Annotated in this window: 27 protein-coding genes; 15 read left to right on the top strand and 12 right to left on the bottom strand. The window is 42.3% G+C overall.

Annotated features, from left to right (window positions below; genetic code table 11):
• The first annotated feature begins 20 nt into the window (after nt 1–20).
• The 5 genes from ACQKNS_RS20920 to ACQKNS_RS20900 all read left to right on the top strand — a co-directional run bounded on the left by ACQKNS_RS20920 (nt 21) and on the right by ACQKNS_RS20900 (nt 5,377).
• Complete coding sequence (locus ACQKNS_RS20920; protein WP_427645186.1) at nt 21–416, top strand: MerR family transcriptional regulator; 396 nt, start codon at nt 21–23, stop codon at nt 414–416.
• A 74-nt stretch (nt 417–490) separates the two neighbouring features.
• Nucleotides 491–1,258, top strand: coding sequence for a 3-hydroxyacyl-CoA dehydrogenase (locus ACQKNS_RS20915; protein WP_427645185.1), 768 nt, complete (start codon nt 491–493; stop codon nt 1,256–1,258).
• Nucleotides 1,259–1,336: 78 nt separating this feature from the next.
• Nucleotides 1,337–2,482 (top strand): acyl-CoA dehydrogenase family protein, encoded by a 1,146-nt coding sequence (locus ACQKNS_RS20910; RefSeq protein WP_427645184.1) that lies wholly within the window; start codon nt 1,337–1,339, stop codon nt 2,480–2,482.
• Nucleotides 2,483–2,509: 27 nt separating this feature from the next.
• Nucleotides 2,510–3,661, top strand: coding sequence for a thiolase family protein (locus ACQKNS_RS20905; protein WP_427645183.1), 1,152 nt, complete (start codon nt 2,510–2,512; stop codon nt 3,659–3,661).
• Between the two features lie 135 nt (nt 3,662–3,796).
• The gene (locus ACQKNS_RS20900) at nt 3,797–5,377 is read left to right on the top strand and encodes a fatty acid--CoA ligase (RefSeq protein ID WP_427645182.1); all 1,581 of its coding nucleotides are present in this window, start codon (nt 3,797–3,799) and stop codon (nt 5,375–5,377) included.
• 387 nt (nt 5,378–5,764) lie between these two features.
• Here ACQKNS_RS20900 and ACQKNS_RS20895 read toward each other — a convergent pair whose 3' ends face one another.
• The 3 genes from ACQKNS_RS20895 to ACQKNS_RS20885 all read right to left on the bottom strand — a co-directional run bounded on the left by ACQKNS_RS20895 (nt 5,765) and on the right by ACQKNS_RS20885 (nt 7,152).
• On the bottom strand, nt 5,765–5,947 hold the full coding sequence (locus ACQKNS_RS20895) for a YfhD family protein (protein WP_034306455.1): 183 nt from the start codon (nt 5,945–5,947) through the stop codon (nt 5,765–5,767).
• Nucleotides 5,948–6,055: 108 nt separating this feature from the next.
• Nucleotides 6,056–6,178 carry a YfhE family protein gene (locus ACQKNS_RS20890; protein ID WP_081088510.1) on the bottom strand — a complete coding sequence of 41 codons (123 nt, stop codon included), beginning with the start codon at nt 6,176–6,178 and terminating at the stop codon, nt 6,056–6,058.
• 53 nt (nt 6,179–6,231) lie between these two features.
• Complete coding sequence (locus ACQKNS_RS20885) at nt 6,232–7,152, bottom strand: TIGR01777 family oxidoreductase (RefSeq protein ID WP_427645456.1); 921 nt, start codon at nt 7,150–7,152, stop codon at nt 6,232–6,234.
• A 125-nt stretch (nt 7,153–7,277) separates the two neighbouring features.
• Between ACQKNS_RS20885 and recX the strand changes: the two genes are divergently transcribed.
• Nucleotides 7,278–8,075 carry a recombination regulator RecX gene (gene recX / locus ACQKNS_RS20880; RefSeq protein ID WP_427645181.1) on the top strand — a complete coding sequence of 266 codons (798 nt, stop codon included), beginning with the start codon at nt 7,278–7,280 and terminating at the stop codon, nt 8,073–8,075.
• A gap of 75 nt (nt 8,076–8,150) precedes the next feature.
• The gene (locus ACQKNS_RS20875; RefSeq protein ID WP_427645180.1) at nt 8,151–8,462 is read left to right on the top strand and encodes a YfhH family protein; all 312 of its coding nucleotides are present in this window, start codon (nt 8,151–8,153) and stop codon (nt 8,460–8,462) included.
• Between the two features lie 42 nt (nt 8,463–8,504).
• Here the strand turns inward: ACQKNS_RS20875 and ACQKNS_RS20870 are convergent, their stop codons facing one another.
• Nucleotides 8,505–8,660, bottom strand: a complete 156-nt coding sequence (locus ACQKNS_RS20870; RefSeq protein WP_285768724.1) for a small, acid-soluble spore protein K — start codon at nt 8,658–8,660, stop codon at nt 8,505–8,507.
• A gap of 113 nt (nt 8,661–8,773) precedes the next feature.
• On the opposite strand from ACQKNS_RS20870, the gene ACQKNS_RS20865 reads away from it, so the two are divergent.
• A complete protein-coding gene (locus ACQKNS_RS20865; RefSeq protein ID WP_098370609.1) occupies nt 8,774–9,040 on the top strand; it encodes a YfhJ family protein in 267 nt (88 codons plus the stop codon).
• Between the two features lie 52 nt (nt 9,041–9,092).
• Here ACQKNS_RS20865 and ACQKNS_RS20860 read toward each other — a convergent pair whose 3' ends face one another.
• Entirely contained in the window at nt 9,093–10,070 is a 978-nt protein-coding gene (locus ACQKNS_RS20860; RefSeq protein ID WP_427645179.1) for a metal-dependent hydrolase, read from the bottom strand.
• Nucleotides 10,071–10,275: 205 nt separating this feature from the next.
• Between ACQKNS_RS20860 and mutY the strand changes: the two genes are divergently transcribed.
• Complete coding sequence (gene mutY / locus ACQKNS_RS20855; protein WP_427645178.1) at nt 10,276–11,394, top strand: A/G-specific adenine glycosylase; 1,119 nt, start codon at nt 10,276–10,278, stop codon at nt 11,392–11,394.
• A 375-nt stretch (nt 11,395–11,769) separates the two neighbouring features.
• Here the strand turns inward: mutY and ACQKNS_RS20850 are convergent, their stop codons facing one another.
• Nucleotides 11,770–11,994, bottom strand: coding sequence for a hypothetical protein (locus ACQKNS_RS20850; protein ID WP_427645177.1), 225 nt, complete (start codon nt 11,992–11,994; stop codon nt 11,770–11,772).
• A 68-nt stretch (nt 11,995–12,062) separates the two neighbouring features.
• On the opposite strand from ACQKNS_RS20850, the gene fabL reads away from it, so the two are divergent.
• From fabL to ACQKNS_RS20825, 5 genes are all read left to right on the top strand, one after another.
• Nucleotides 12,063–12,812: an enoyl-[acyl-carrier-protein] reductase FabL gene (fabL, locus tag ACQKNS_RS20845; protein ID WP_063234820.1), complete on the top strand. Its 750-nt coding sequence runs from the start codon at nt 12,063–12,065 to the stop codon at nt 12,810–12,812.
• Between the two features lie 82 nt (nt 12,813–12,894).
• Complete coding sequence (locus ACQKNS_RS20840; protein WP_427645176.1) at nt 12,895–13,161, top strand: gamma-type small acid-soluble spore protein; 267 nt, start codon at nt 12,895–12,897, stop codon at nt 13,159–13,161.
• A 160-nt stretch (nt 13,162–13,321) separates the two neighbouring features.
• Nucleotides 13,322–13,576 (top strand): YgaB family protein, encoded by a 255-nt coding sequence (locus ACQKNS_RS20835; protein WP_427645175.1) that lies wholly within the window; start codon nt 13,322–13,324, stop codon nt 13,574–13,576.
• A 234-nt stretch (nt 13,577–13,810) separates the two neighbouring features.
• Complete coding sequence (ntdP, locus tag ACQKNS_RS20830) at nt 13,811–14,341, top strand: nucleoside tri-diphosphate phosphatase (RefSeq protein ID WP_063234823.1); 531 nt, start codon at nt 13,811–13,813, stop codon at nt 14,339–14,341.
• Between the two features lie 245 nt (nt 14,342–14,586).
• Nucleotides 14,587–16,335, top strand: coding sequence for an ABC transporter ATP-binding protein (locus ACQKNS_RS20825; RefSeq protein WP_427645173.1), 1,749 nt, complete (start codon nt 14,587–14,589; stop codon nt 16,333–16,335).
• A gap of 88 nt (nt 16,336–16,423) precedes the next feature.
• Here the strand turns inward: ACQKNS_RS20825 and ACQKNS_RS20820 are convergent, their stop codons facing one another.
• The 5 genes from ACQKNS_RS20820 to ACQKNS_RS20800 all read right to left on the bottom strand — a co-directional run bounded on the left by ACQKNS_RS20820 (nt 16,424) and on the right by ACQKNS_RS20800 (nt 20,837).
• Nucleotides 16,424–17,344, bottom strand: coding sequence for an EamA family transporter (locus tag ACQKNS_RS20820; protein WP_427645172.1), 921 nt, complete (start codon nt 17,342–17,344; stop codon nt 16,424–16,426).
• Between the two features lie 284 nt (nt 17,345–17,628).
• The gene (locus ACQKNS_RS20815; RefSeq protein WP_427645171.1) at nt 17,629–17,976 is read right to left on the bottom strand and encodes a hypothetical protein; all 348 of its coding nucleotides are present in this window, start codon (nt 17,974–17,976) and stop codon (nt 17,629–17,631) included.
• A 13-nt stretch (nt 17,977–17,989) separates the two neighbouring features.
• A complete protein-coding gene (locus ACQKNS_RS20810) occupies nt 17,990–18,520 on the bottom strand; it encodes an NAD(P)H-dependent oxidoreductase (RefSeq protein ID WP_063234827.1) in 531 nt (176 codons plus the stop codon).
• Between the two features lie 18 nt (nt 18,521–18,538).
• Nucleotides 18,539–20,158 (bottom strand): DHA2 family efflux MFS transporter permease subunit, encoded by a 1,620-nt coding sequence (locus ACQKNS_RS20805; RefSeq protein ID WP_427645170.1) that lies wholly within the window; start codon nt 20,156–20,158, stop codon nt 18,539–18,541.
• 40 nt (nt 20,159–20,198) lie between these two features.
• Nucleotides 20,199–20,837, bottom strand: a complete 639-nt coding sequence (locus ACQKNS_RS20800; RefSeq protein WP_427645169.1) for an HlyD family efflux transporter periplasmic adaptor subunit — start codon at nt 20,835–20,837, stop codon at nt 20,199–20,201.
• 320 nt (nt 20,838–21,157) lie between these two features.
• On the opposite strand from ACQKNS_RS20800, the gene ACQKNS_RS20795 reads away from it, so the two are divergent.
• Nucleotides 21,158–21,616: a MarR family winged helix-turn-helix transcriptional regulator gene (locus tag ACQKNS_RS20795; RefSeq protein ID WP_081395760.1), complete on the top strand. Its 459-nt coding sequence runs from the start codon at nt 21,158–21,160 to the stop codon at nt 21,614–21,616.
• 58 nt (nt 21,617–21,674) lie between these two features.
• Here the strand turns inward: ACQKNS_RS20795 and ACQKNS_RS20790 are convergent, their stop codons facing one another.
• The gene (locus ACQKNS_RS20790; protein ID WP_427645168.1) at nt 21,675–22,766 is read right to left on the bottom strand and encodes an FUSC family protein; all 1,092 of its coding nucleotides are present in this window, start codon (nt 22,764–22,766) and stop codon (nt 21,675–21,677) included.
• Nucleotides 22,767–22,940: the final 174 nt, after the last annotated feature.

Below are 22,940 nucleotides of genomic sequence, written 5' to 3'. Positions count from 1 at the left end.
TTGCAAAGTGTGGTTTTAACATGTATACCATTTCTGAGTTAGCAATAGAATTCGGATTGACGACAAGGACCCTCCGTTATTATGAGGAACTGGGTATGCTTAGGCCAAAGCGTACCGAAACGGGAAAAAGAGTTTATGGTAAGAAAGAATATGCACAGCTCAAAATCATAATGCGCGGTAAGAAGTATGGCTTTTCGTTAGTGGAAATAAAGGATATAGTCCTTTTATTCGATAAGGATAGGACAGGCATCAAGCAATTGGAAAAAACGATTGAAACTGCAGGACAGAAATTAAACGAAATTAATGAACGCATTAAAGAGCTGGATGGGCTGAAGCAGGATTTTGAACAGGTAATCAAAGGCTTTACCGAAACCCTTCATGATTTGAAAGTGAACGATAAAACAGGCGAGCTGTGAAATTAATCTTGAAAATAGGTTTTGATGATAGTGAGAGATGAATATATATTCTAGAAAACAAATGGGGTGGGAATTTGGAAATTCAAGAAACCATTGCGGTTGTGACAGGCGGGGCATCAGGTCTGGGAGCTGCCACAGTAAGAAACATCATTAAAAAAGGTGGAAAAGCGCTCATATTTGACCTTTCGGAAGAAAACGGCATTAAAATGGCTCAGGAATTGGGAGATTCAGTGCTGTTTATTAAAACAGATGTAACTAGTGAGGAAAGCGTATCGGACGCATTGGATGAAGGAATGAAAAAATTCGGGGGCATCAATTCGGTCATCAACTGTGCAGGCATTGCGATTGCTGAGAAGGTCATAGGCAGAAAAGGTATACATGAATTGAAAGCGTTCTCAAATGTCATACAGATCAATTTGGTCGGCACGTTTAACGTAATCCGGCTTGCTGCGGAAAAAATGGTCGAAAATGATCCGAACCAAGAGGGGGAGCGTGGGGTCATTATCAATACAGCTTCGGTAGCTGCCTTTGAAGGGCAAATCGGACAAGCCGCATATAGTGCCTCTAAGGGGGGGATTGTTGCTATGACTCTCCCGATCGCAAGGGAGCTTGCACCAAAAGGGATACGTGTCGTTTCGATTGCACCCGGTCTATTCCATACTCCGATGTTCGATTCATTGCCTGAAGAAGCTAGGACGTCATTAGGTAAAACCGTGCCATTCCCGCCAAGGCTCGGGTATCCCGAAGAGTACGCTAAATTAACGGAAAGCATCATAACGAATCCAATGCTGAATGGAGAAACCATCAGACTGGATGGGGCCATTAGAATGTCACCCAGGTAAGTTGTTAATTCCTTCAGGAAATCCATTGTAAATCTGGAAATAGAGCCTCCGACAAAGAATGGAGAGGAGAGAAAACAGATGAAGCATCCATACCTAAGTGAAGATCATGAGATTTTCCGTAAGTCATTCCGAAAGTTTTTAGAGAAAGAAGCAGTCCCTAACTATGAACGATGGGAAGAAGAGAAAATCATTCCCCGGTCATTTTGGGTGAAAATGGGGGAACAGGGTTTTTTATGTCCGGACCTTGGAGAAGATTATGGGGGTTCCGGGGTAGATTGGGGCTTTGCTGTCATAATTAATGAAGAATTGGAAAGAGTCGGTTCTGGTTTCATTGGTTTCGGACTTCACAGTGACATCACCGTTCCGTATATTTCCGCATACGGAAATGAGTCGCAGAAACAGCGCTGGCTTCCTAAATGCACGACAGGGGAAATCATTACAGCCATTGCCATGACAGAGCCTGGCACAGGTTCGGATTTGGCCAATATTAAAACGACTGCCATTTTGGATAGAGATCATTACATAATTAATGGCCAAAAGACATTCATCACAAATGGCATCCATTCCGATTTGGTCATCGTTGCCTGTAAAACGAATCCAAGTGCCGTTCCGAAACATAAAGGCGTTAGCTTGGTCGTGGTCGAAAGGGATACACCTGGATTTTCCAGGGGGCGAAAACTGAAGAAACTTGGCTTGCACAGTCAGGATACAGCTGAACTCATCTTCGAGGATTGTCGTGTTCCAAAGGAAAACCTGCTTGGTGAAGAAGGCAGCGGGTTTACTTACTTAATGGAAAAACTGCAGCAGGAACGTCTTGTGGTGGCAATTTGTGCTCAAACCGCATCCGAGGATATGCTGGCCGATACGATTGAGTACGTGAAGGGCAGGGAAGCATTCGGAAAATCCGTAAGTCAGTTTCAAAATACCCAATTCAAAATTGCGGAAATGGCAACGGAAATCAAAATGGGGCGTGCCTTCCTAGATCAATTGATCGCCAAGCATATGGCAGGTGAACAGGTTGTAACGGAAGTTTCGATGGCAAAATGGCGTTTGACGGAGACTGCCCGAAAAATATCCATTGAATGCATGCAGCTTCATGGCGGCTATGGATATATGGAGGAATACAAGATTGCCAGAAGGTATCGGGATGTACCCGTAGCAAGCATCTATGCAGGGACAAATGAAATCATGAAGAAAATCATCGCTAAGAATCTGGGTCTATAATAAAACGATGAGAAGGGGAGATAGTATATGCGGGAAGTGGTTATCGTTGAAGGGATCCGCACGCCAGTAGGCAGAAGGAACGGTGTCTTGAAAGACGTTCGCCCTGATGATCTGGCAGGGGAAGTATTGAAGAAGCTGATTGAAAAGGCGGGCATCAATCCGGCTATTGTAGATGATGTCATTTTAGGTTGTGTTTCACAGTCGGGCGAACAGGCCGGTGATATAGCAAGGGTTGCTGCACTGATTGCCGGATTTCCGATTGAAGTGCCGGGAACGACGATTGACCGTCAATGCGGATCAAGTCAGCAGGCAGTCCATTTCGCTTCCCAGGCCATCTTGTCGGGTGATATGGATGTGGTAGTGGCCGGTGGGGTGGAAAACATGTCACGAGTTCCCATGGGGTCTAATTATCAAGGTGCTGGAACAAGCCAAAAGTATATGGACTCGTATGAGGTGATCAACCAAGGTTTGTCAGCTGAGAGAATCGCCGATAAGTGGGGGATAACACGGGGAGATTGTGATCAGTTTTCCGTTGAGAGTCATGCCAAGGCAATACGTGCTCAAAAAGAAGGGCATTTTGACCGTGAAATGATATCAGTAACGGGTACGGATAAAGAAGGAAATCAAATCGAAGTTACGGAAGATCAAGGCCCAAGGGGAGGAACCACGCTAGAAGTACTTGCTGGATTGAAACCGGTCTTTCAAGAAGGCGGTTTAATCCATGCAGGGAACTCAAGTCAGATCAGTGACGGTGCTGCCGCTTTATTATTGATGGAACGCAGTAGAGCCGAAGAACTTGGATTGAAACCGCGCTTTAAAGTGCATACTCGGGTTGTTGTCGGGTCAGATCCAACCCTGATGCTTACGGGACCGATTCCCGCCACCCAAAAAGCTTTGGAAAAAGCAGGCCTTACAATTGAAGATATCGATATCTTTGAAGTGAATGAAGCTTTCGCTCCTGTACCGATTGCCTGGCTAAAAGAAACGGGGGCAGACCCAAAGAAGCTGAATCCAAATGGCGGGGCGATTGCCTTGGGTCATCCTCTTGGCGGAAGCGGGGCACGATTGATGGTGTCGATGATCCATGAGTTGGAAAGGACGGGCGGCCGTTATGGGCTGCAAACAATGTGTGAAGGCCATGGCATGGCGAATGCAACCATCATTGAAAGATTGGACTGAAGCTTACTATCCATTTATGAACATTCGTAATTCGCACGAAAGTAAAAGCTGAAAAAGGGATGAAGCCGACCATCGGCAGGCTTTGCCTGAACTCTTCCTGTTGATGGTGGTTACATGAATGAGGAGGAACATGATATGTCAGTAACGATTAAAAATATCTTTGATCAGACGGTTCAGAAATTCCCCATTAAAGAAGCTATCTACGACGTGAGAAGAAATATCCGCTATACGTACATTCAATGGAATGAGCAGGTGAATAGGCTGGCGGCGGCCCTTCAAGCGGAAGGGGTGCGAAAAGGGGATAGGGTCTCTACGTACCTATACAACAATGAAGAGCTTGCAACAGCATTCTTAGCCTGTGCAAAAATCGGTGCAATCTTTAATCCGATCAACTTCCGTTTAATGCCGGAAGAGTTGGCCTTCGTCCTGAACGACGCTGCTCCAAAGGTCGTTTTATTCGAACACGAACTGGAAACGAACGTTGCCGCGGTTGAAATGCGATTTCCGGAAATGGCTTTTTGGTATATTGATGATGATGTGCCCGGATATGCAAAAGGGTACCGCCAGAAAATGGCCAGTATCTCGTCAAAGCCAGATGAAGTGGACGTTCACGAAGATGATATCTATGCCATCATGTATACGAGCGGGACAACCGGGCGGCCCAAAGGTGTCGTTCACCTTCATAAAGACATGGTCAAACAAGCCGAGATTTTAATAGAGGCCATGAAGTACGAACGCTCTGATATCGGTTTGATCACTGCACCGATGTTTCATTGTGCCGAATTGCACTGTTCCTTTTTACCTCGAATACAGGTCGGTGCCGCAAATGTCATATTACATCAGTTTAATCCCAAAAAGGTCATGGAACTGATTGAATCCGAAGGGGTCACCAAGTTTTTTGCTGCGCCTACGATGTGGAACATGCTCATCCAGGAAAACTTGGATGAGTATAAATTCCAGAGTTTGAAGCTTGGGCTTTATGGAGCGGCCCCGATGGCACCAACACTAGTACGTGCCTGTCAGGAGAAACTTGGCATCCAGTTCATCCAAGCATACGGTATGACTGAAATGGGTCCTGCCATCACTCTCCTAATGGAGGAAGATCAAATTAGGAAAGCGGGTTCTGCCGGCAGGGCATGTTCCAATCATGAAATAATCATTGCCCGTCCGAATGACGAAGGGCCATCGGATCCCGAGGATATGCTGGAACCTGGGGAAACAGGGGAAATCCTTGTAAAGGGTCCGTGTATCATGCAGGGTTATTTTCAAAAAGATAGAGAGACCGAAAAGGCGCTTTACAAAGGCTGGTACCATTCCGGTGACATCGGTTTCCTGGATGAAGATGGATATCTGTGGGTCAAGGACCGGGTGGACGACATGATTATTTCTGGAGGGGAAAATATTTATCCACGTGAAGTGGAAGATACACTATATGAGCATCATGGAGTTCTCGACTGTGCAGTACTTGGTCAGCCGGATGATCAATGGGGGGAAAAGGTGACGGCCTTCATCGTAGCCAAAGACCCAACGCTTGCGGAAACAGATTTAGAAACCTGGTGTAAGAACAGTGTTACACTAGCGAATTATAAACGTCCCAGAAGATATATCTTCTGTAAGGAGCTGCCTCGAAACGCAAGCGGAAAGATACAAAAATTCTTGCTTCGTAAACAGTTGGAAGAAAATGTTGATGGAAAAAGTTTGGGGAACTTTCTTTAATACCATGTCAGTAGCGATACAACCACTGGGAAAGTCATTTAGTATTGCGTGGCATGCGATTATACATGGATGGAAGGAAGAAAATCAATAAAGACCGTAACAGATATAGATGAATTATTATATAAATAATAATCCAGTGGAACAAATCAAGTAGAGAGAAAAGTTATCCACAATGAAAATGCAGCGTGGTTAGCATAACATCCCTTTTATCCACATAATCCACAGGGTTATCCAGAAATAACATTATTTTCATGTTAATAAGGTGAGTTAGTTTGTCAGTATTTTCAGAATATATCCACAATATACACAAGGCTGTGGATAAGCTATGTAAAAAAAGAAAACATTAGGGGCTGATTTACAGCCCCTTGTTTGCGTTTATCCTGCTTATTAACGGCGATTATGAGCACGGCGGTCAGCCGCATTTGCCCGGGCTTGCGCCTCGATGTCTTCCTGGTCAGCCAGTTCGGAAGAATATTCAACGTCAAGTCCGTCACTTTTCAGGTTTTTAGGAACCTGAGGAAGTTTTTGTTTGTTCTTATCTCGATTATGATGTATGTTATTTCGTCCCATGTTTGCGCCCCCTAGAATAAAAAATAAGCTGGAGATGAATTCACTAATCATCTCCAGCTTATTTTGTGTTGAGTGGCTGTTCAAAATGTACGGGAAAAAACTCCAAACTTAACGACGGGATTTCTTCTCGGTATATCCACCAGCTCGGTCTGCTTTTTTAAATTCGCGAGCATAAAGAATCGCTTGGGTGCTAGTTAAGTTACTTTTTTCTTTATCGTGTTTTTTGAGCAATTAGATCATCTCCATTCCACTTGATATCCCTATTTTTTCCTAAAATGCCCCTTTCATACGTGAGATTCTTCTTTCAAGGTATTTTGTAAAGCTTCTTTAAGGGTTGGAAAGTTGAAAGTGAATCCTTCCTCTTTAAGTTTAGAGGGAAGGACATTTTGACCTTCAAGCACAAGCATGCTCATTTCCCCCAGCAGTTTCTTGAGGAAGAAGGGAGGTACGGGCAACCAATGTGGCCGGTGCAGGATAGCTCCTATCGTTTTTCCGAATGTATCCATCTGAACGGGGTTCGGTGCCGTAAAATTGACTGGACCTTCTATCCTCTGATCGTTCATGCAAAAGATGATTGCACGGACCACATCATGGATATGAATCCAGGAAAGCCACTGATTCCCTTTGCCCATCTTTCCTCCGCCGAATAGTTTATAGGGGAGGACCATCATTGGCAGTGCGCCATCTTTTTCTCCAAGGATCACCCCAAATCTTGTTAGGACCAACCTTTCACTGTAAGAGCGTGATTTAGCCGCTTCCTTTTCCCATAGTTGAACAGTACGGGCCAAGAAATCATCACCAATGGGTTCAGAGGTTTCGGTAAAGGTCTCATCGTCCGATATACCATAAAATCCGACTGCACTTGCATTAATGATGACGGACACTTTATCGGGCAGCATGGATATGATCCGGTTCATCTCTTTGGAAGCATCCACACGGCTTTCGACAATCCGGCGTTTTCGATCAGGTGTCCAACGCCCGCTGTTCAGGGATTCACCAGCAAGGTTAATGAAAACATCTAGCCCCGCCAAGTGCTTTTCCGGCTTTGCCTCTTCGGTCAACCAGCCGATATATGTCAAATTAGTCTGTTTATTAAATTTTTCGGGATGACGGGTCAATATATATATTTCATGATTTTCTTTTGATAATTCATCAATAAGGGCTGAGCCGACAAAACCGCTTCCACCAGCAATGGCTATTTTCATGAAAACCACTTCCTTTCCCTTTCTTTCCTTCACTTTAACATGCCGATGTTCTTTTTTCATTTTTAGACATGCTATATATAGAAATGGTAAACGTAAAGGGGTAAAGTAGGGGTGGGGGTGGACTTATGCCAAACATAACAAAAATAACAACCCAAAAGAAACGGAAAGATCGTTATAACATTTTCGTTGATGAAAAATATGCCTTCAGTGTAGATGAAGAAGTGCTTTTGAAATTTCAGTTGAAAAAGGGTATGGAACTTGATGACCTGCTACTGGCTGAAATACAATTCCATGATGAAATCCAAAAAGCATTTACCGATGCACTTAATTATTTATCATATCGAATGCGCTCGGAATCGGAAATTCGCCTTTATTTAAGAAAGAAGGAAACGGAAGAGCCGATCATTAAGGAAGCGATACATAAACTATACAGTTTTAACTATTTAGACGACCTTGAATTTGCCAAGGCTTACGTACGGACCCACGTAAATGGAGGCAATAAAGGGCCCACAACCCTTAAGCTCGAGCTAAAGGAAAAAGGGGTGCAAGAAAAGTTGGTTGTCGAGGCATTGAAGGAATACCCCTTTGATATTCAGATTGAACATGCAAGGAAACTTGCTGGAAAAGCGGTCAAAAAGGAAAAAAACATTTCCGAACGAGCTTTACGGCTGAAAGTTGAACAAACCTTGTTACGGAAAGGTTTCCCTAGAGATGTCATCCATGAAGCATTTGCAGGTGTGACGGTTGAGAAGGATGAAGACGAACAATGGGATTCTCTTTGCCACCATGCCGAAAAAATGCAACGCCGATATAAAAATCACGAAGGCTTCGAATATGAACAAAAAATGAAGCAGGCATTATACCGTAAAGGTTTTCCTATAGAACTGATTGAACGTTATCTTTCCAATCCTGATGGGGATTAAGTGCATCGATAGCCAAATCACTAAATTTTGTTTAATATAGAAGTAAATTAATATTTCATTTAAGGAGTCATATATATGAGCGACGTAAGATACAGCAAGTTGACCGCCTATGAACTACAACAGGAAATTGCAGCGTTGACTGAAAAAGCGAGAAAAGCAGAGCAATTGGGAATGGTTAATGAATACTCCGTATTGGAACGAAAAGTGACGATGGCCAAGGCCTATTTGTTAAATCCGGATGATTTCAAAAAAGGTGAAATTTATCAAATTGACGGAGATCCCGGAGTCTATTTCAAAATTGATTATATGAACGGTGTATTCGCCTGGGGGTACCGCTTAGGTGGTAGTGGTAAAGAAGAGGCACTTCCGATTTCCATGCTGAAATAAAAAGGAACCGGGGAAGAAACCCGATTCCGTCTAGTGTACCTGTTAATTCGATCGCTCGTTCGATGCCTTCATTCTTTCTTGAGGGTGTGTATTAATACTGCCATCTGCACGCTTTGAAGCATATCTTGCTTGTGCACGCGGCTCGCCTTGGAATTTATTATTATTTTGGTTGGGGAATCCTTTTTGTTTATTTCGCAAATTTTTCTCCTCCAAGCATCAGATTAAAGAAAGAAGCGTTTCCGCTTACAACTAGTATGGGTAAGGGACAGTATAGTTCATTCTGTAAAAATATTGGCAATGAGGTGGTTCTAATGAATGATTACCATGAAAGATTAACCAAGATACTGCTTGAGAAAAATGAACACATCACGTATGAGCAAGCTTTGACTTGGGTGGAATTATTATGGGAAGATTTCGAAGCGACCTATGCAAAGGCTGGGCATGAATATGCCGGAGAAGAAATGACATCGCGTGTTGTAAGGACCTGGATAGATAACTACGGTGAGCAATTCCATGAATTCATTGCAAAGAACCCTAAATATCGACAGTTATTAAATCAGCAGAATCGACTGCATTAAAAAAGCTGATTCCAGAGGGGTTCCCTGGAATCAGCTTTTCAATATACAGCGACTACAAAATAATATTCAATTTCTTCTGCAGTTTCGCTTCGCTAAAGATCCAGCCGGTATAAGAATTCAAGATATTCAATTCGCTGTCTAAATGGACCACTGCCACAAACGGATAATATCCATTGCTTCGGTATCTTAAATCGATAAAACGGACTTCATAATATTCTTTTATCTGTTCAATTTCAAAGCGGTAAACCGGGGAAAAGGACAGAAAGGCTGCCAAGTTGATATCCTTTTTGGCGGCATCGAGAATTTCACTTTCAGGTAATGGCACTCGATCGAACGTATCAAGAATCGTCACATATCCATTATCGGCTCGTGCCACATAATAATTCTTTTCGGTAATAACCGCAATTTTCCAGCGGTGAAAACGCATGGTAGGTGATAAAAGAATTTTCCTTGCACCAGGAATTTGCCGTTTGACCACCTTTTTTATAAAAGCTTGTTCCTTGAATCTGGAAATGTAGTAAATGACTAGTATTCCGTAAATGGAAAGAAATAAATAACCTGGAGGAAATCCAAAGCCCCATAATATCAGGCCGGCAACATGTATTCCAAAAATGAACGGATCAAAAGTATTGATGACCCCTAAAGCTACCCATTTTGATGAAATTGGCCTAAGAGCCTGGGTCCCATAAGCATTGAATATATCCACGAATACATGAAGGAATACGGCTAAAAAGGTCCAAAGCCAAAGATGAAGGTAATTTGCTTCAGGTATGATGGCGAAAAGTGTGCCGCTGATAATCAAGGGCCAAAGTAAAACAGCGGGAATGGAATGCGTGATTCCACGGTGATTTCGAATATATACAGCGTTATTCCTTAATTTTAAAACGGTGTCAATGTCTGGAGCTTGTGATCCCAATATCGTACCTGCTAAGACTGCACTTGCAGTGACTGGGCTATGCGCAATGACAGGATCTAATGTGGCAAGACCTCCAAGAGCAATTCCCATGACAAAGTGAGTACCTGTATCCAAAAAACTAACCTCCCTGCCACAATTTGAAAAAAATGGTCTTCTCTCATCATACCGTATTTATATATTAACCATCAAATGAATAAAATTTTTACTTATTTTCTGCCCGTTACAAATAAATGGATATGAACATGATATTAAAAAAAGAATGACCTACTTTAGGTATTCCCATTTTTGATAAGAGTTTAACATCTTTGGAGGAACTGATGTGAAAGAAATAACGATCCCGATAATAGAAAAAATAAAAATCGAAGAATTTCAAAAAGATTTGGTTTCCTGGTTTCTCGAAGAACAAAGAGAATTGCCATGGAGGGAAAATAAGGATCCATATCGTGTTTGGGTTTCTGAAATAATGCTGCAGCAAACGAGAGTGGATACGGTGATTCCTTATTTCAACCGATTTATGGAATGGTTCCCAACACTTGAGGATTTTGCCAATGCTGATGAAGAGAAAATCCTAAAAGCATGGGAAGGGCTGGGATATTACTCACGTGTAAGGAATCTGCATAGTGCCGTTCAGGAAGTGAAGGCATCCTATAATGGAATCGTACCGGATGAACCCGAGAAAATTTCAAAATTGAAAGGTGTCGGCCCTTATACAGCTGGTGCGATTCTTAGTATCGCATACGGCAAGCCTGAGCCAGCCGTTGATGGAAACGTCATGCGTGTTTTATCAAGGATATTGATGATATATGAAGACATAGCAAAACCAAAGACAAGAAAAACATTCGAAGTTGCCGTCAGAAAGCTGATCGATCATGAACATACCTCTGAATTCAATCAAGCCTTGATGGAGCTTGGTGCATTAATCTGCACACCAGGTAAGCCTGCATGCCTATTATGTCCCGTTCAAAGTCATTGTCTGGCATTTGAATCGGGGGTTCAGTCGGAATTGCCGGTGAAAATCCAAAAGAAAAAAACGCGGGATGTACCGATTGTGGCGGCCGTTTTAACGAATGCAAAAGGTGAATATTTAATACACAAGCGAGCACCAGAAGGATTGCTTGCAAATCTTTGGGAATATCCGAACTTCGAAAACCATTCCTCGCTTTTGCATAAGCGTGAATTCTTCGAGAGTCGGTTTCAGGAAATGTATGGCGTCAAACCCGAAATCACTGAATCGCTTGTGAAAATTGAACATGTTTTCTCTCATCTCGTTTGGAAAGTGGACACATATATCGGAGTGGTCAAAGAGGCCATCAGTGAAGAGACACTGAGAGAACAGCAACTTAAGTGGGTGAGTGAAGCAGAGATGGAGGAGTTGGCATTTCCGGTTTCCCACCAAAAAATGATGAAGGCGTATAAAGAAAAAGAACGTTTTGAATAAAGGTCTCATTTGATTAATTGGTAATATAAGGGTATCGAAGGCAAGGAAATGAGGATAGTCATTCAAGCAGCATTCATGGGATCAATCTTCATTCATGCTTTATATTTTGTGTGTGCGATAATGGTCGGGGCCATAAAAACGAGCCGATATAAACACCGGACATTGAAAATGCATGGGAACAATCAGGGGACCTCCAGAACGAAACGTATCAGTCATGTATATATTCTTTAACATTGTTGGGGACAGCCCCTTTTGCGCAATGGCTATAACGTCTTATCATAAAATTGTCGCCAGTGATATTGGGAGCGCGAAAGAGGATATCCGCTAAGATATCCTCTTCCTTTTGTTGATTTTCAAAGCCAAATCCGTATAAAATCAATCGTAAAGGGTTTTCGTTCCATGAGTATAATCGGCTTCCTGCCTGTTAAGTCCGCCCCGATTTTCGATTTCTTTGATGATTTCGCTATGGATACTCTGTCCTTCTTGGTTTAAATAAGGTACCATTTGTTGAAGGGAGTGATGAAAATAGGCAAGTTCACTATTTTCCCAATCCGATTTTTTCATCATCGACAACTCTGTCATATCACGTCCAACATACATAACAGTAACACTCCTTAAAAAAATGATTTTTATTACTCGGTGTTTACTCAGAAAGGATGAATAAACGAATGGAACAAAAAGTGGCACTCGTTACAGGTAGCAGTAAAGGTTTAGGCAGAAGCACGGCAATAAGGCTTGCAGAGGAAGGTTACGACCTCGTTATTAATTATGCCCGGAGCAAGTCAAAAGCATTAGAAGTGGCAGCTGAAATTGAAGCGTTGGGGCGTAAAGCCCTTGTAGTTAAGGCAAATGTCGGTGACGTTGCGAAAGTGAAAAGCATGTTCGAGGAAATCGATGCTTATTATGGACGTTTGGATATCTTCATCAATAATGCGGCTTCAGGAGTGCAGCGCCCGTTGATGGAACTGGAGGAATCCCATTGGAACTGGACCATGGACATCAATACGAAAGCCCTCCTTTTCTGTGCACAGGAAGCGGCGAAATTAATGGAGAGGAATGGCGGGGGGAAAATCGTCAGCATCAGTTCACTGGGGTCCATCCGCTATTTGAAAAATTATACAGCTGTTGGAGTTTCCAAAGCTGCGCTTGAAGCCCTGACAAGATATTTAGCGGTCGAATTGGCTGCAAAAAATATTTGTGTCAATGCCGTTTCAGGCGGTGTGATCGATACAGACGCCCTGAAGTCTTTCCCGAATCGGGATGAAATGCTTGCCGAGGCAGCGGAACAGACTCCGGCTGGACGGATGGTCGAGGTGGAAGATATGGTGAATACCATCCTGTTTTTAATTTCCGATGGAGCGAGTATGATTCGTGGACAAACCGTAATTGTCGATGGCGGCATCTCATTGCTTGTTTAATCTAACTGGAAAATTTTAAATGTTTTTAGTTGGATAACTCTCCTGGATAATGGTTATCTTATTATTTGTGGAGGTGATATCAATGGCTAAAAACAATAAATCACAAGCAGGTACTAATGTTCAACAAGTGAGACAACAAAACGCGCAATCTCAACAAGGTCAAGGCCAATACGGTACAGAATTTGCTTCTGAAACCAACGTTCAAGAAGTGAGACAACAAAACGCGCAATCTCAGCAAAAAAAAGGTCAAGCACAAGGCCAATTCGGTACAGAGTTTGCTTCTGAAACTAACGTTCAAGAAGTGAAACAACAAAACCAAAAATCTCAAAGCAATAAAAGCCAAGGCTAATCGCCGATGAAAAGCACCCTTCTTTTGAAGGGTGCTTTTTTTACCTTTCATTGATTTCGACAAATGTTTCGTTGTGTTTACATATTATGTCAAAGGAAAAAACGGATAAAAATAGAATATACATACTAATAGAAAAAATACAGATTAGGAAGGTGCATTCATGGAGGAATTTAACCGGCTTATAAACAACCAGTTGAAAACGATGGATAAGCTTTTACTTTTACAATCCGAAATCGAAAGATGCCAAGATATAGAGAAGCAACTCCTTTCCCTGGAAGAGGAGAGTGAAGCAGTCACCGTTCAGGAAGAGATTCAACTCAAAAAGCAGGAATTGAAAAGTATCCATGATATGTTCGAGAAGCAAACGGAAGAAGTCATCCGTTATTTTCAGCAAGGACAGGCTGCCATACGATAAATAACCGGCTAATTTCTTAGTTTAAATGGGTGGATGGTCAGACTTTTTCGACTTATTTACACATTTTCACTGGGAGATTAGCCACTTTTGTTTTAAATTTATGAATAAATCGCTATAATATAGGAATATAGGGTAAATGGAAAAAAGTATATATTTTTAAATACACACAACAACTGCAAACGGAATAGGGCACAGTACGCTGTCAGGGTGTCTATAGAAAGTAGGGAGAGATAAATGGGGATTGTTCCTGCCGAAGGAGGAAAAATCCAAATCCATAGCTATAAACATAATGGACATATCCATCGTATCTGGGAAGAGACGACCGTTTTAAAAGGGACCCAAAATCTGGTGATAGCAGCGAATGACCGTACTATGGTAACGGAATCAGATGGAAGGACCTGGATTACAAGAGAGCCGGCGATTTGCTATTTTCATTCAAAGTATTGGTTTAATGTTATTGGTATGTTGAGAGAGGACGGGGTTTATTATTATTGCAATATCAGTTCGCCGTTCACATACGAATCGGGAGCATTGAAATACATTGACTATGACCTGGACATTAAAGTATTCCCAGATATGACGTTTAATTTGCTGGATGAGGATGAATATGAAAGGCATCGGAAAGAAATGAATTACCCGGATGCCATCGATTCAATATTGAAACAGAACGTAGATTATTTGATTTATATGATACGCCAGCGAAAAGGACCATTCTCCGCAGAGTTTATTGATAGTTGGTATGAACGCTTTTTAACCTATCGATGATAGAAAAGGCCTGCTGCATAATTGGCAGGCTTTTTCATTATGTATCGTGCCTACAAATCTGATTCAATCTTTCAAGAATGCAGGAATCATTATACCCCTATAAATGAATATGAAAGTTAGTGAATGAAATCCTTTTGATAGTTAATCATCTAGAAGGAAATTATAATTGAATGGTGCATATAACATATAAGATTCCAAATGGACTGTTATCATTTGGATTTATTGATCAGAAAAGGAGGAAATCCGTGGGGAGCATTAAGAGATATTTGCAATTCGTCAAACCATATAAATGGCAGATAATCGGGACGGTACTGATTGGGTTGCTAAAGTTCGCGATTCCGCTTTTGCTTCCATTGCTCAGTAAGTATATTGTGGATGACATCATCGGAAATGCTGACCTTTCCAAAGCCGTGAAGTCCGAACGACTCTTATGGGCAATGGCCATCATGATATTCATTTTCGTTGCAGTCAGACCGCCGATTGAGTATTACCGTCAATATTTCGCTCAATGGACCGGAACGAAAATCTTATATGATATTCGTAATGAATTATTTACTCATATACAGAAACTGAGTTTTAAATATTATTCCAATACAAGGGTGGGCGAGGTCATTTCAAGGATGATCACGGATGTGGAACAAACGAAGAACTTTGTCATCACGGGTCTGATGAACCTTTGGCTTGATATCGCAACGATCATCATAGTGATCGTCATCATGTTTACGATGGACGTGAAGTTGACCATAGTATCCATCATCATGCTTCCATTTTACGCATTTTCGATTAAGCATTTCTTCGGCAAGCTGAGAACTTATACGAGGATTCGGTCCCAAGCGTTGGCGGATGTACAGAGTCACCTACATGAACGGGTTTCGGGGATGTCGGTCATCAAAAGCTTTGCAATAGAAGACAGGGAACAGGAATTGTTTTCGAAGCAGAACAAGAATTTCCTTGAAAAGGCTCTAAAGCATACGAGCTGGAATGCTAAGTCATTTGCTGTCGTGAACACGATCACGGATATTGCCCCCCTGCTCGTGATAGGATTTGCCGGTTATCAGGTCATTCATGAACAATTGTCACTTGGTACCATGGTTGCTTTCGTCGGTTTCATAGACCGGCTATATAATCCCCTCAGACGTTTAGTTAACTCTTCGACGACAATGACCCAGACATTGGCGTCCATGGACAGGGTTTTTGAGTTTGTGGATGAGAAGTATGATATCGATGACGAACCGGGGGCGAAAGAGCTAAAGCATGTGGATGGCCGAATAACCTTTCAGGATGTATCGTTTGCTTATGACGAGAAAGAAGCACCCGTTTTGAAACATATAAATTTGGATGCTAAACCAGGGGAAACCATTGCACTTGTCGGGATGAGCGGAGGCGGGAAATCCTCGATCGTCAGTTTGATTTCCCGTTTCTATGATGTAACGGAGGGAAGGGTATTATTGGATGGGGCGGATATCCGTAAATACAAGGTCCGCAGTCTAAGAGATAAAATAGGAATGGTTCTACAGGATAATATCTTATTTAGTGAATCGGTTAAGGCCAACATCCTTATGGGGCGGCCCGATGCAAGTGATGAAGAAGTATTTGAAGCGGCAAAAGCGGCGAACGCCCATGACTTCATCATGGGTCTAAAAGAAGGATATGAAACGAAAGTCGGGGAGCGGGGAGTTAAATTATCCGGAGGCCAAAAGCAGCGGGTGGCCATTGCAAGGGTATTTTTGAAAAACCCGCCAATCCTTGTACTCGACGAAGCCACATCGGCATTGGATTTGGAAAGTGAACACTATATCCAGGAGGCGCTGGATATTTTGGCGAAAAACCGGACCACCATCATCGTGGCCCATCGGTTATCAACCATCACCCATGCCGATCGGATCGTTCATATCGAGAATGGGGAAATTACGGAAATGGGAACACACGAAGAACTTATGAAAAAGCAAGGGCATTATTACAACCTATTTCAAGTGCAACAATTGGATGCTTAAGGAGAAAAGGAAAAACAATATATAAAAGAAGACCATTCCGTTAACGGGAATGGTCTTTCTTATTCTTAACCGAACCGGTGGATGAACGTTATGAAATCCTTTTTTCATGCAGCGTTTTTTTTCTGTCAGGAAGGAATTGCGGCAGACGCTTTATTCCCTCAGGCAAGGCGATGCCGACGATGATCAAGCACATCCCGAACCATTGCAGTGACGTTACCTGTTCATGCAAGAAGATGACGGAAACGACCATCGCAGAAGGCAGCTCTGCTGCACAAAGAATCGTTCCAAGCCCGACACCCACTTTCGGCAAACTGACAGCAAAGAAAAAGAAAGGAACCAAAACACCCAAAGTGCCGAGCAGCAGACCGTAGTACCATAGGTTTGTCTGGACGAGATTCGTCACAAGTGTGATAGGGTCAGTCGTGAATACGGCAGTCAGCATACCACCCGTTGCAATGAAAAACAGCCGTTTCATTGAAGATTCCCCAACTGCGAATTGAGAGTTGCAGCACATATACAGCGCAAAAAGCAACGCAGACAATAGTCCGAACGATACGCCTTTCAGACTTAGGCCGGATAGAGGCTGCCCAAAGATTGCCCCCGCCAATAATGTACCGATGAATAGAACGAAAATGGCAATGAGTTTATTTTTATCCGGGCGTCTTTTATTTAAGAAACTTTCTATAAGGACGCCTATCCAGGTAAATTGAAATAAAAAGACAACGGCAATCGAAGCGGGAAGCTCGGATACGGAAACGGCATAGGCCTTTCCGACGAAAGTGGACATCATGCCCGTGATTAAAAGTAATCCGGCACTCTTCCATGAAACTTTATATTTAAACGAAAAAAGAAATATCACGGAGACAATCAGCCAACCGACGAGGTATTGACTGCCGACCAGTTCTCCAGAAGAATGGCCATCCATGAATCCAAACTTCATCATCGTGGATAATGTGCCATATGAGATCGAACCGATTAAGACCATTATGGAATACTTCAAAAGTTGCATGTTTTTCACCCCTGTAAAAATAAAAATCGCCACCTGCCAAAAAGGCAAGTGACGAACGAAAAAAGGAAATCCTTTTAAAATTCCGTCTCTCAACAAAAGCTGAGTTTAAAAAAATGTATGTGTTGCATTACCTTAGCTTAAAGTCTTTGTGAATATTTGTCAACCAGAAAAATAAGTTAAGCCTGAAGTCGATCTTTAAGCAAAGGCCGCGGCTGAGGCCGGAAATGTTCCTTTCATGCATAGCATTTGAAAACCCAAAAAGAGGCGAATAGCCGAATGGGGGGTCAGTCACGATTTTCCTGGAAGTCTTCCAATGTACCACGATACTCCGCGTCTTTCATTTTGCGAAGATTAGGCTTTTTTTCTGCAGCTGGCTCATCATTTGGCTTTTGATTGTGAAGCTTGGAAAGAGCCAAACGATAATCATGATCTTTCATTTTCAATTCATCGTTGTCGGTTGGGGAGATGATTTCGGTAACGGAATCATCTGCCGAAGAAAAAGAGGACTCTTCCAATGAGTTCCCTTCCTCGCCCCCCAGCGGCTTATCTTCAGGTGATAAGGCTTTGATATTGAAGGTGATCAAGCCCGTAACCGCTATTATGGCAACGATGATAATTAGAATAATGGCCATTGAATCAAGCCTCCTAGAGCTCGTTTATGAATGAACGGGTGACATGGGCTACCCGTTTTCCTAATGCTTCTCCAAGCTGCAAGTCATTTTTGGTGATGTTATCATCCACACCGGGCGGACAGCTTATCCCTACTCCATAGTAGGAACCGTATAAGGCATTTTCCGGAACAGTGCCGGGTAAGCCTACAATGATCATGCCTTGATGAAGCATTGGGGTGATTAAGTTCAGCATGGTTGCCTCAAGTCCGCCGTGTACGGTGGCCGTCGTACAGAAGACAGCCCCCACTTTATTGATCAGCGCACCTTCCGCCCATAGATAACCAAGTTTATCAATCCATGTTTTCAAACTCGAACTGATGGTGCCAAAATGGCCGGGACAGCCCCAAATGATTGCATCCATTTCCTGAAGCTTATAAACATCCGCCTCGTTTACATGGTCAATGAGAACCTCAGCCCCAGGAACCGCTGCGGCTCCTTGAGCTATTGACTCGGCAAGTGCTTTCGTATGGTTACCTTCACTGTCGTAAACAACATAGATCTTCATTTTTATTCCCCCATTTAGTTAAACCGATTTTTTTACTGGTGAAGGAAGCAATGGTACATCCACATGTTCCTGTTTAGCTTTTTTCATTGCTTTGTCCTTCCGAACGTCACGCAAAAACAGTGAGAGAACGATGCCGGCAATGGCGAAGCCTGTTGCCCAAAAGAATGCATCATTGATTCCCATCACATTTGCTTGACCCTGGATTTGTGCAGAAATCAGCGACATGGCAGTTTCCTGTGCCTGTTCACTAGTTTGATTCATCGAACTCATGATGGATTGGACGATTGTTTGGAAATTCTGAACGAAACCGGGATCACTCGTACTCATTTCCGTTCCTAAAGCAGTTCCATGGAAAGAAGCACGAGTCGTATAAATGGTCGTCACGAAGCTCGTACCAATGGCTCCGGTGACTTGCTTCAGCGTATTGCTCATTGCCGTACCATGTGTATTCAAATGCTTTGGAAGCTGGTTCATCCCAGCTGTCATGATCGGCATCATCAGTAAAGACATTCCTAGTGCACGGATGGCATAGATGATGACCAAAGTCGAATAGGTCGTTTCAGTTGTCAAATTAGCAAATTCGAATGTTGTGACAGCAGTGATCGCTAAACCAAGAAGTGCTAATGGTCGAGGACCGATTTTGTCGAATAATGCTCCTGAAATGGGTGACATCACCATCATCACAAGAGCTCCGGGTAACATCAATAAACCGGATTGAACAGGTGTGAAGCCTCTTAAAGTCTGCAAATATATTGGCAATAAGAATATCCCGGTAAACATGGCCACCGTGACGATGGCGGAAATGATATTCGATAATACGAACATGTCATACTTGAATACACGGAAGTCGAGCATAGGTGTCTCCGATTTTAGCTGTTGAACCACAAATAGGGTCAATAGGGTCAGGCCGATGATGATCGTTCCCAGAACGAGTGGATCCGTCCAGCCTTTGGAACCTGCTTCACTGACACCGTATAGTAATGATGCAACGCCTAGCAAGGATAAAGAGGCGCCCAATAAATCCAATTTGATTTTCTTTGGTTCTGCTACATTACGCATGCTTAAAAGGGCAAGTATTATGACTATCATGCCTAATGGCACCATTGCGTAGAACATGACCCGCCAGCTATATTCCTGAATGACCCAACCTGATAAAGTCGGGCCGATGGCAGGGGCAAACATAATGGCCAGTCCGAATATCCCCATTCCTTTCCCGCGCATTTCCGGAGGGAAGATGAAAAGGATGATCGTCATGACCAATGGCTGGAGGATTCCGCCGCCAGCCGCCTGGATCAGCCGGCCTGTAAGGATGATGGGGAAATTAGGCGCAATGCCGCAGATGAATGTCCCGACAGTGAATAGAAACATGGCAGCAAGGAATAACATCCGCGTGCCAAACCGTTCTATTAAAAAAGCGGAAAGTGGGATCAAGGCTCCATTCACGAGCATGAATCCAGTTGATAACCATTGGATCGTAGTTGCAGCAACATTGAATTCTGCCATCATCCTCGGCATGGCGACACTAAGCAGAGTTTGATTCAAAATGACCATGAACAAACCTAGCATTAAGATTATTAACATGGGGGCAAACTGTTTCATTCCCTTGTTTTCATTTACTGAGATGGTTTGAGAAGCCATTTATTGAAAAGCCTCCTTTCTGTATAACTGTGTAGCCGGTTTATTTTGTTGAAATTTTCACTTCTGCGTTCATTCCAGGCAGAACTTTATCGGATGGTGCTTTGATGGAAATTTTAACTGGTACTTTTTGAGTGACTTTTGTATAGTTTCCGCTGCTGTTTTGATTGCCCATCACAGAAAAGACAGACGTTGTGGCATAACCGATCTGTTCCAATGTACCTTCGAAAACAGTATCGGGATCTCCATCGATGATAATATCGACGCTGTCACCTTTTTCAATATCTTTCAATTTATTTTCCTCAATATTAGCCGTTATGGACAGGTCATCCATATTGATGGTCTGAGCTAGCGTTTGACCCGCTTGAACAAGCTGCTCATCATGCACTTGTGTTTTAACGATTGTACCTTGTGCTGCAGTTTTTACTGCTTCTTTTCCATCTAAGCTGGTTACATTGGCAACTTGGACATTCTTACTTACACTGTCTCCTTCGTGTAAATCCCAATCTGCTAATTTACCGGCAGCTGGGGCAACGATGGTATACAGCTCTCCCGACACTTTCGCTTCATCCGTTTTAATGAAATTCGTGCTTTCATAATAGTAATAAGCCCCACCGGCTAATGCCGCTACTATAATAACCAAACCAATGACATTGATTAAAACTAAACGTCCTCTATTCACTTGTTTCGCCTCCAAAAATAATTGATGATGTATTCCCTTGATTAACGCTCATTCTCCAGAAAAGATACCGCCTCCTATTCTAAAGTTTATTTATTAATTTTAGTAAATATTAATTTTTGTAAGTATTAATATTATAAGTAAAGAGTTTACCAGTTTAATTATTTTTTGTCATGTAATTTATTCGGAAAAATAATGGGAAATAAATGCAGTTAAATGGTGGAATTTTGAGTTTTTTTAGTTTTAAGGATATATGGAAAGTAAATTTGACAATGGAATGGCATTTAATTAAATTTAAGAGGTAGGATTGTCCTATATAAGGAGTGAGAAGGCTGGAATTTAAATGGGAAGTAACTAATAGTATAGAAATGCAGATTTTTCGGATTCGGAAGAAGCTTAGGGCCATCGTAGCAAAAAATCTTCAGCCTTATGGATTAACGTCACCTCAGTTTTTCATATTATTGATATTGAAAAAAGAGGGGTCGATCAAATCGACCAAGCTGGCTGACTTCTTAACAGTAAAGCCAAGTGCGATTACCGTATTTGTAGATAAGCTGGTCGAAATGGATTATGTGAAACGTCAGCCCTCTGAAAAGGATCGCAGGGTCATCAATCTTGAATTGAAAGAGGCAGGGGAAGCGATTTTGGGGAGAGTCCTTGCGGATCATAACCAATTGATGGGCAAGAACTTCAACTCATTTTCAGAAGATGAGCTGCAAGATCTTTTGCAGAAATTGGATACGATTGAAAAGGCTGCTGATAAGAACCTTCTGGATGATTGAATGAGGTGCCTGCTCGAAATAGAGACAAAAAAAGACGGTTCCCGGGAACCGTCTTTTTTTAATCTTCTACATACTGGACAGATAATTCGTTGTCTTCCTTATGGAAGGACTGGAAGCTGACGATCAGCTTTTCAAGATGTTCCAATTGTTCGTCATATTCTATGACTGCAGAAATCAATGGTACAAGGCGGGCAGAGAGATGGCCCAAATTATCATGCATTTCGTCCACTTGATTTTGCTGTTCGAAAAAGTGGGCGAGCAACTCTTTACGACTTAAACAATCCTGGTCCCAATCTTCTATCTCCTCGATGGACTTGATTTTTTCGATGTGCAGTAATATCAACTGTTCATGCTTACGGATCAAGGAATCAAGCTGCTGTAAAATGCTCCGTTGGAAATCTTCAGGCATTTGATATATTTCATTCTCGAATTTGTGGACTCTCTTCAAGGTTTCAAACGCTTTTTTCGTGGTTATGATCATCTGCCGATAAACGACAAGCTTTCTTGCTTTTGCTACACTGTTCTTCTTGAAATATTCCCGTTCCTCTTTGTACATGGAATAGATATGTTCCAGGTCGAGTAACTCCGCCTTCAATCGGCTGATGTCTTTTTTCAATAAAGTGTGTTCTGTAGCATGCCTTGTGCTGATTCTGATCCATTTCAAGATGTCTTCCGTTACATCTGTAATGCGTGTATAAAGCTTTGCTTCGTACTTTGGAGGAATGAAAACCAGATTCACGATGAACGAAGAAACGATTCCAAGCAAAACGGATGAGAGACGAATAAAGGCAAAATTCAGGAATTCCCCTTCCTGGCTTTCCATGATGGCAATGACCGTCACGATGGAAAGGACAATCGTTTTGTCCATTTTCAGTTTTAAATTGATGGTTATGACGACCATCACGGCAAGACCGATTATAAAAATATCATTTCCGAACAACAAAACGAAGGAGACAGCAACCAATGCTCCGATGATATTTCCTTGAATTTGCTCCAGCACCGTTTGATATGAACGGTAAATGGTCGGCTGTATTGCAAAAATTGCAGCAATCCCAGAAAGGACAGGAGCAGGAAGATTAAGCAGTTCCGATAGATAAAGCGCTAAAACAATTGCTATTCCTGTTTTGAGAATGCGGGCACCAAACTTCATATATGGGTTAATCCTTTCTTTGTGTTGTAATGGAACGTGGTACAAAATGACTCTATTTATATATAGGCTTTTGCCTAAAGTTGTATTCTAACTTATTTGTTAGTACTTTACACTAAAATAAGAAGATGTAAACAAAAAGTAATATACAGGATTTTCCTAAGAGTTACAATAGCT

This window comes from Peribacillus sp. NPDC094092 (assembly GCF_050279365.1).
In the GTDB taxonomy this organism is placed as follows: Bacteria; Bacillota; Bacilli; order Bacillales; family DSM-1321; genus Peribacillus.
The sequence above is the reverse complement of the archived record's forward strand: the minus strand, read 5'-3'. Positions and strand labels throughout refer to the sequence as shown.

What these genes read in the sequence shown, in the direction of transcription:
- ACQKNS_RS20920 (WP_427645186.1), top strand. Translation starts at nt 21, where the DNA reads ATGTATACCATTTCTGAGTTAGCAATAGAATTCGGATTGACGACAAGG.
- ACQKNS_RS20910 (WP_427645184.1), top strand. Translation starts at nt 1,337, where the DNA reads ATGAAGCATCCATACCTAAGTGAAGATCATGAGATTTTCCGTAAGTCA.
- ACQKNS_RS20905 (WP_427645183.1), top strand. Translation starts at nt 2,510, where the DNA reads ATGCGGGAAGTGGTTATCGTTGAAGGGATCCGCACGCCAGTAGGCAGA.
- ACQKNS_RS20900 (WP_427645182.1), top strand. Translation starts at nt 3,797, where the DNA reads ATGTCAGTAACGATTAAAAATATCTTTGATCAGACGGTTCAGAAATTC.
- ACQKNS_RS20895 (WP_034306455.1), bottom strand. Translation starts at nt 5,947, where the DNA reads ATGGGACGAAATAACATACATCATAATCGAGATAAGAACAAACAAAAA.
- ACQKNS_RS20885 (WP_427645456.1), bottom strand. Translation starts at nt 7,152, where the DNA reads ATGAAAATAGCCATTGCTGGTGGAAGCGGTTTTGTCGGCTCAGCCCTT.
- recX (WP_427645181.1), top strand. Translation starts at nt 7,278, where the DNA reads ATGCCAAACATAACAAAAATAACAACCCAAAAGAAACGGAAAGATCGT.
- ACQKNS_RS20875 (WP_427645180.1), top strand. Translation starts at nt 8,151, where the DNA reads ATGAGCGACGTAAGATACAGCAAGTTGACCGCCTATGAACTACAACAG.
- ACQKNS_RS20865 (WP_098370609.1), top strand. Translation starts at nt 8,774, where the DNA reads ATGAATGATTACCATGAAAGATTAACCAAGATACTGCTTGAGAAAAAT.
- ACQKNS_RS20850 (WP_427645177.1), bottom strand. Translation starts at nt 11,994, where the DNA reads ATGTATGTTGGACGTGATATGACAGAGTTGTCGATGATGAAAAAATCG.
- fabL (WP_063234820.1), top strand. Translation starts at nt 12,063, where the DNA reads ATGGAACAAAAAGTGGCACTCGTTACAGGTAGCAGTAAAGGTTTAGGC.
- ACQKNS_RS20840 (WP_427645176.1), top strand. Translation starts at nt 12,895, where the DNA reads ATGGCTAAAAACAATAAATCACAAGCAGGTACTAATGTTCAACAAGTG.
- ACQKNS_RS20835 (WP_427645175.1), top strand. Translation starts at nt 13,322, where the DNA reads ATGGAGGAATTTAACCGGCTTATAAACAACCAGTTGAAAACGATGGAT.
- ntdP (WP_063234823.1), top strand. Translation starts at nt 13,811, where the DNA reads ATGGGGATTGTTCCTGCCGAAGGAGGAAAAATCCAAATCCATAGCTAT.
- ACQKNS_RS20820 (WP_427645172.1), bottom strand. Translation starts at nt 17,344, where the DNA reads ATGCAACTTTTGAAGTATTCCATAATGGTCTTAATCGGTTCGATCTCA.
- ACQKNS_RS20815 (WP_427645171.1), bottom strand. Translation starts at nt 17,976, where the DNA reads ATGGCCATTATTCTAATTATCATCGTTGCCATAATAGCGGTTACGGGC.
- ACQKNS_RS20810 (WP_063234827.1), bottom strand. Translation starts at nt 18,520, where the DNA reads ATGAAGATCTATGTTGTTTACGACAGTGAAGGTAACCATACGAAAGCA.
- ACQKNS_RS20805 (WP_427645170.1), bottom strand. Translation starts at nt 20,158, where the DNA reads ATGGCTTCTCAAACCATCTCAGTAAATGAAAACAAGGGAATGAAACAG.
- ACQKNS_RS20790 (WP_427645168.1), bottom strand. Translation starts at nt 22,766, where the DNA reads ATGAAGTTTGGTGCCCGCATTCTCAAAACAGGAATAGCAATTGTTTTA.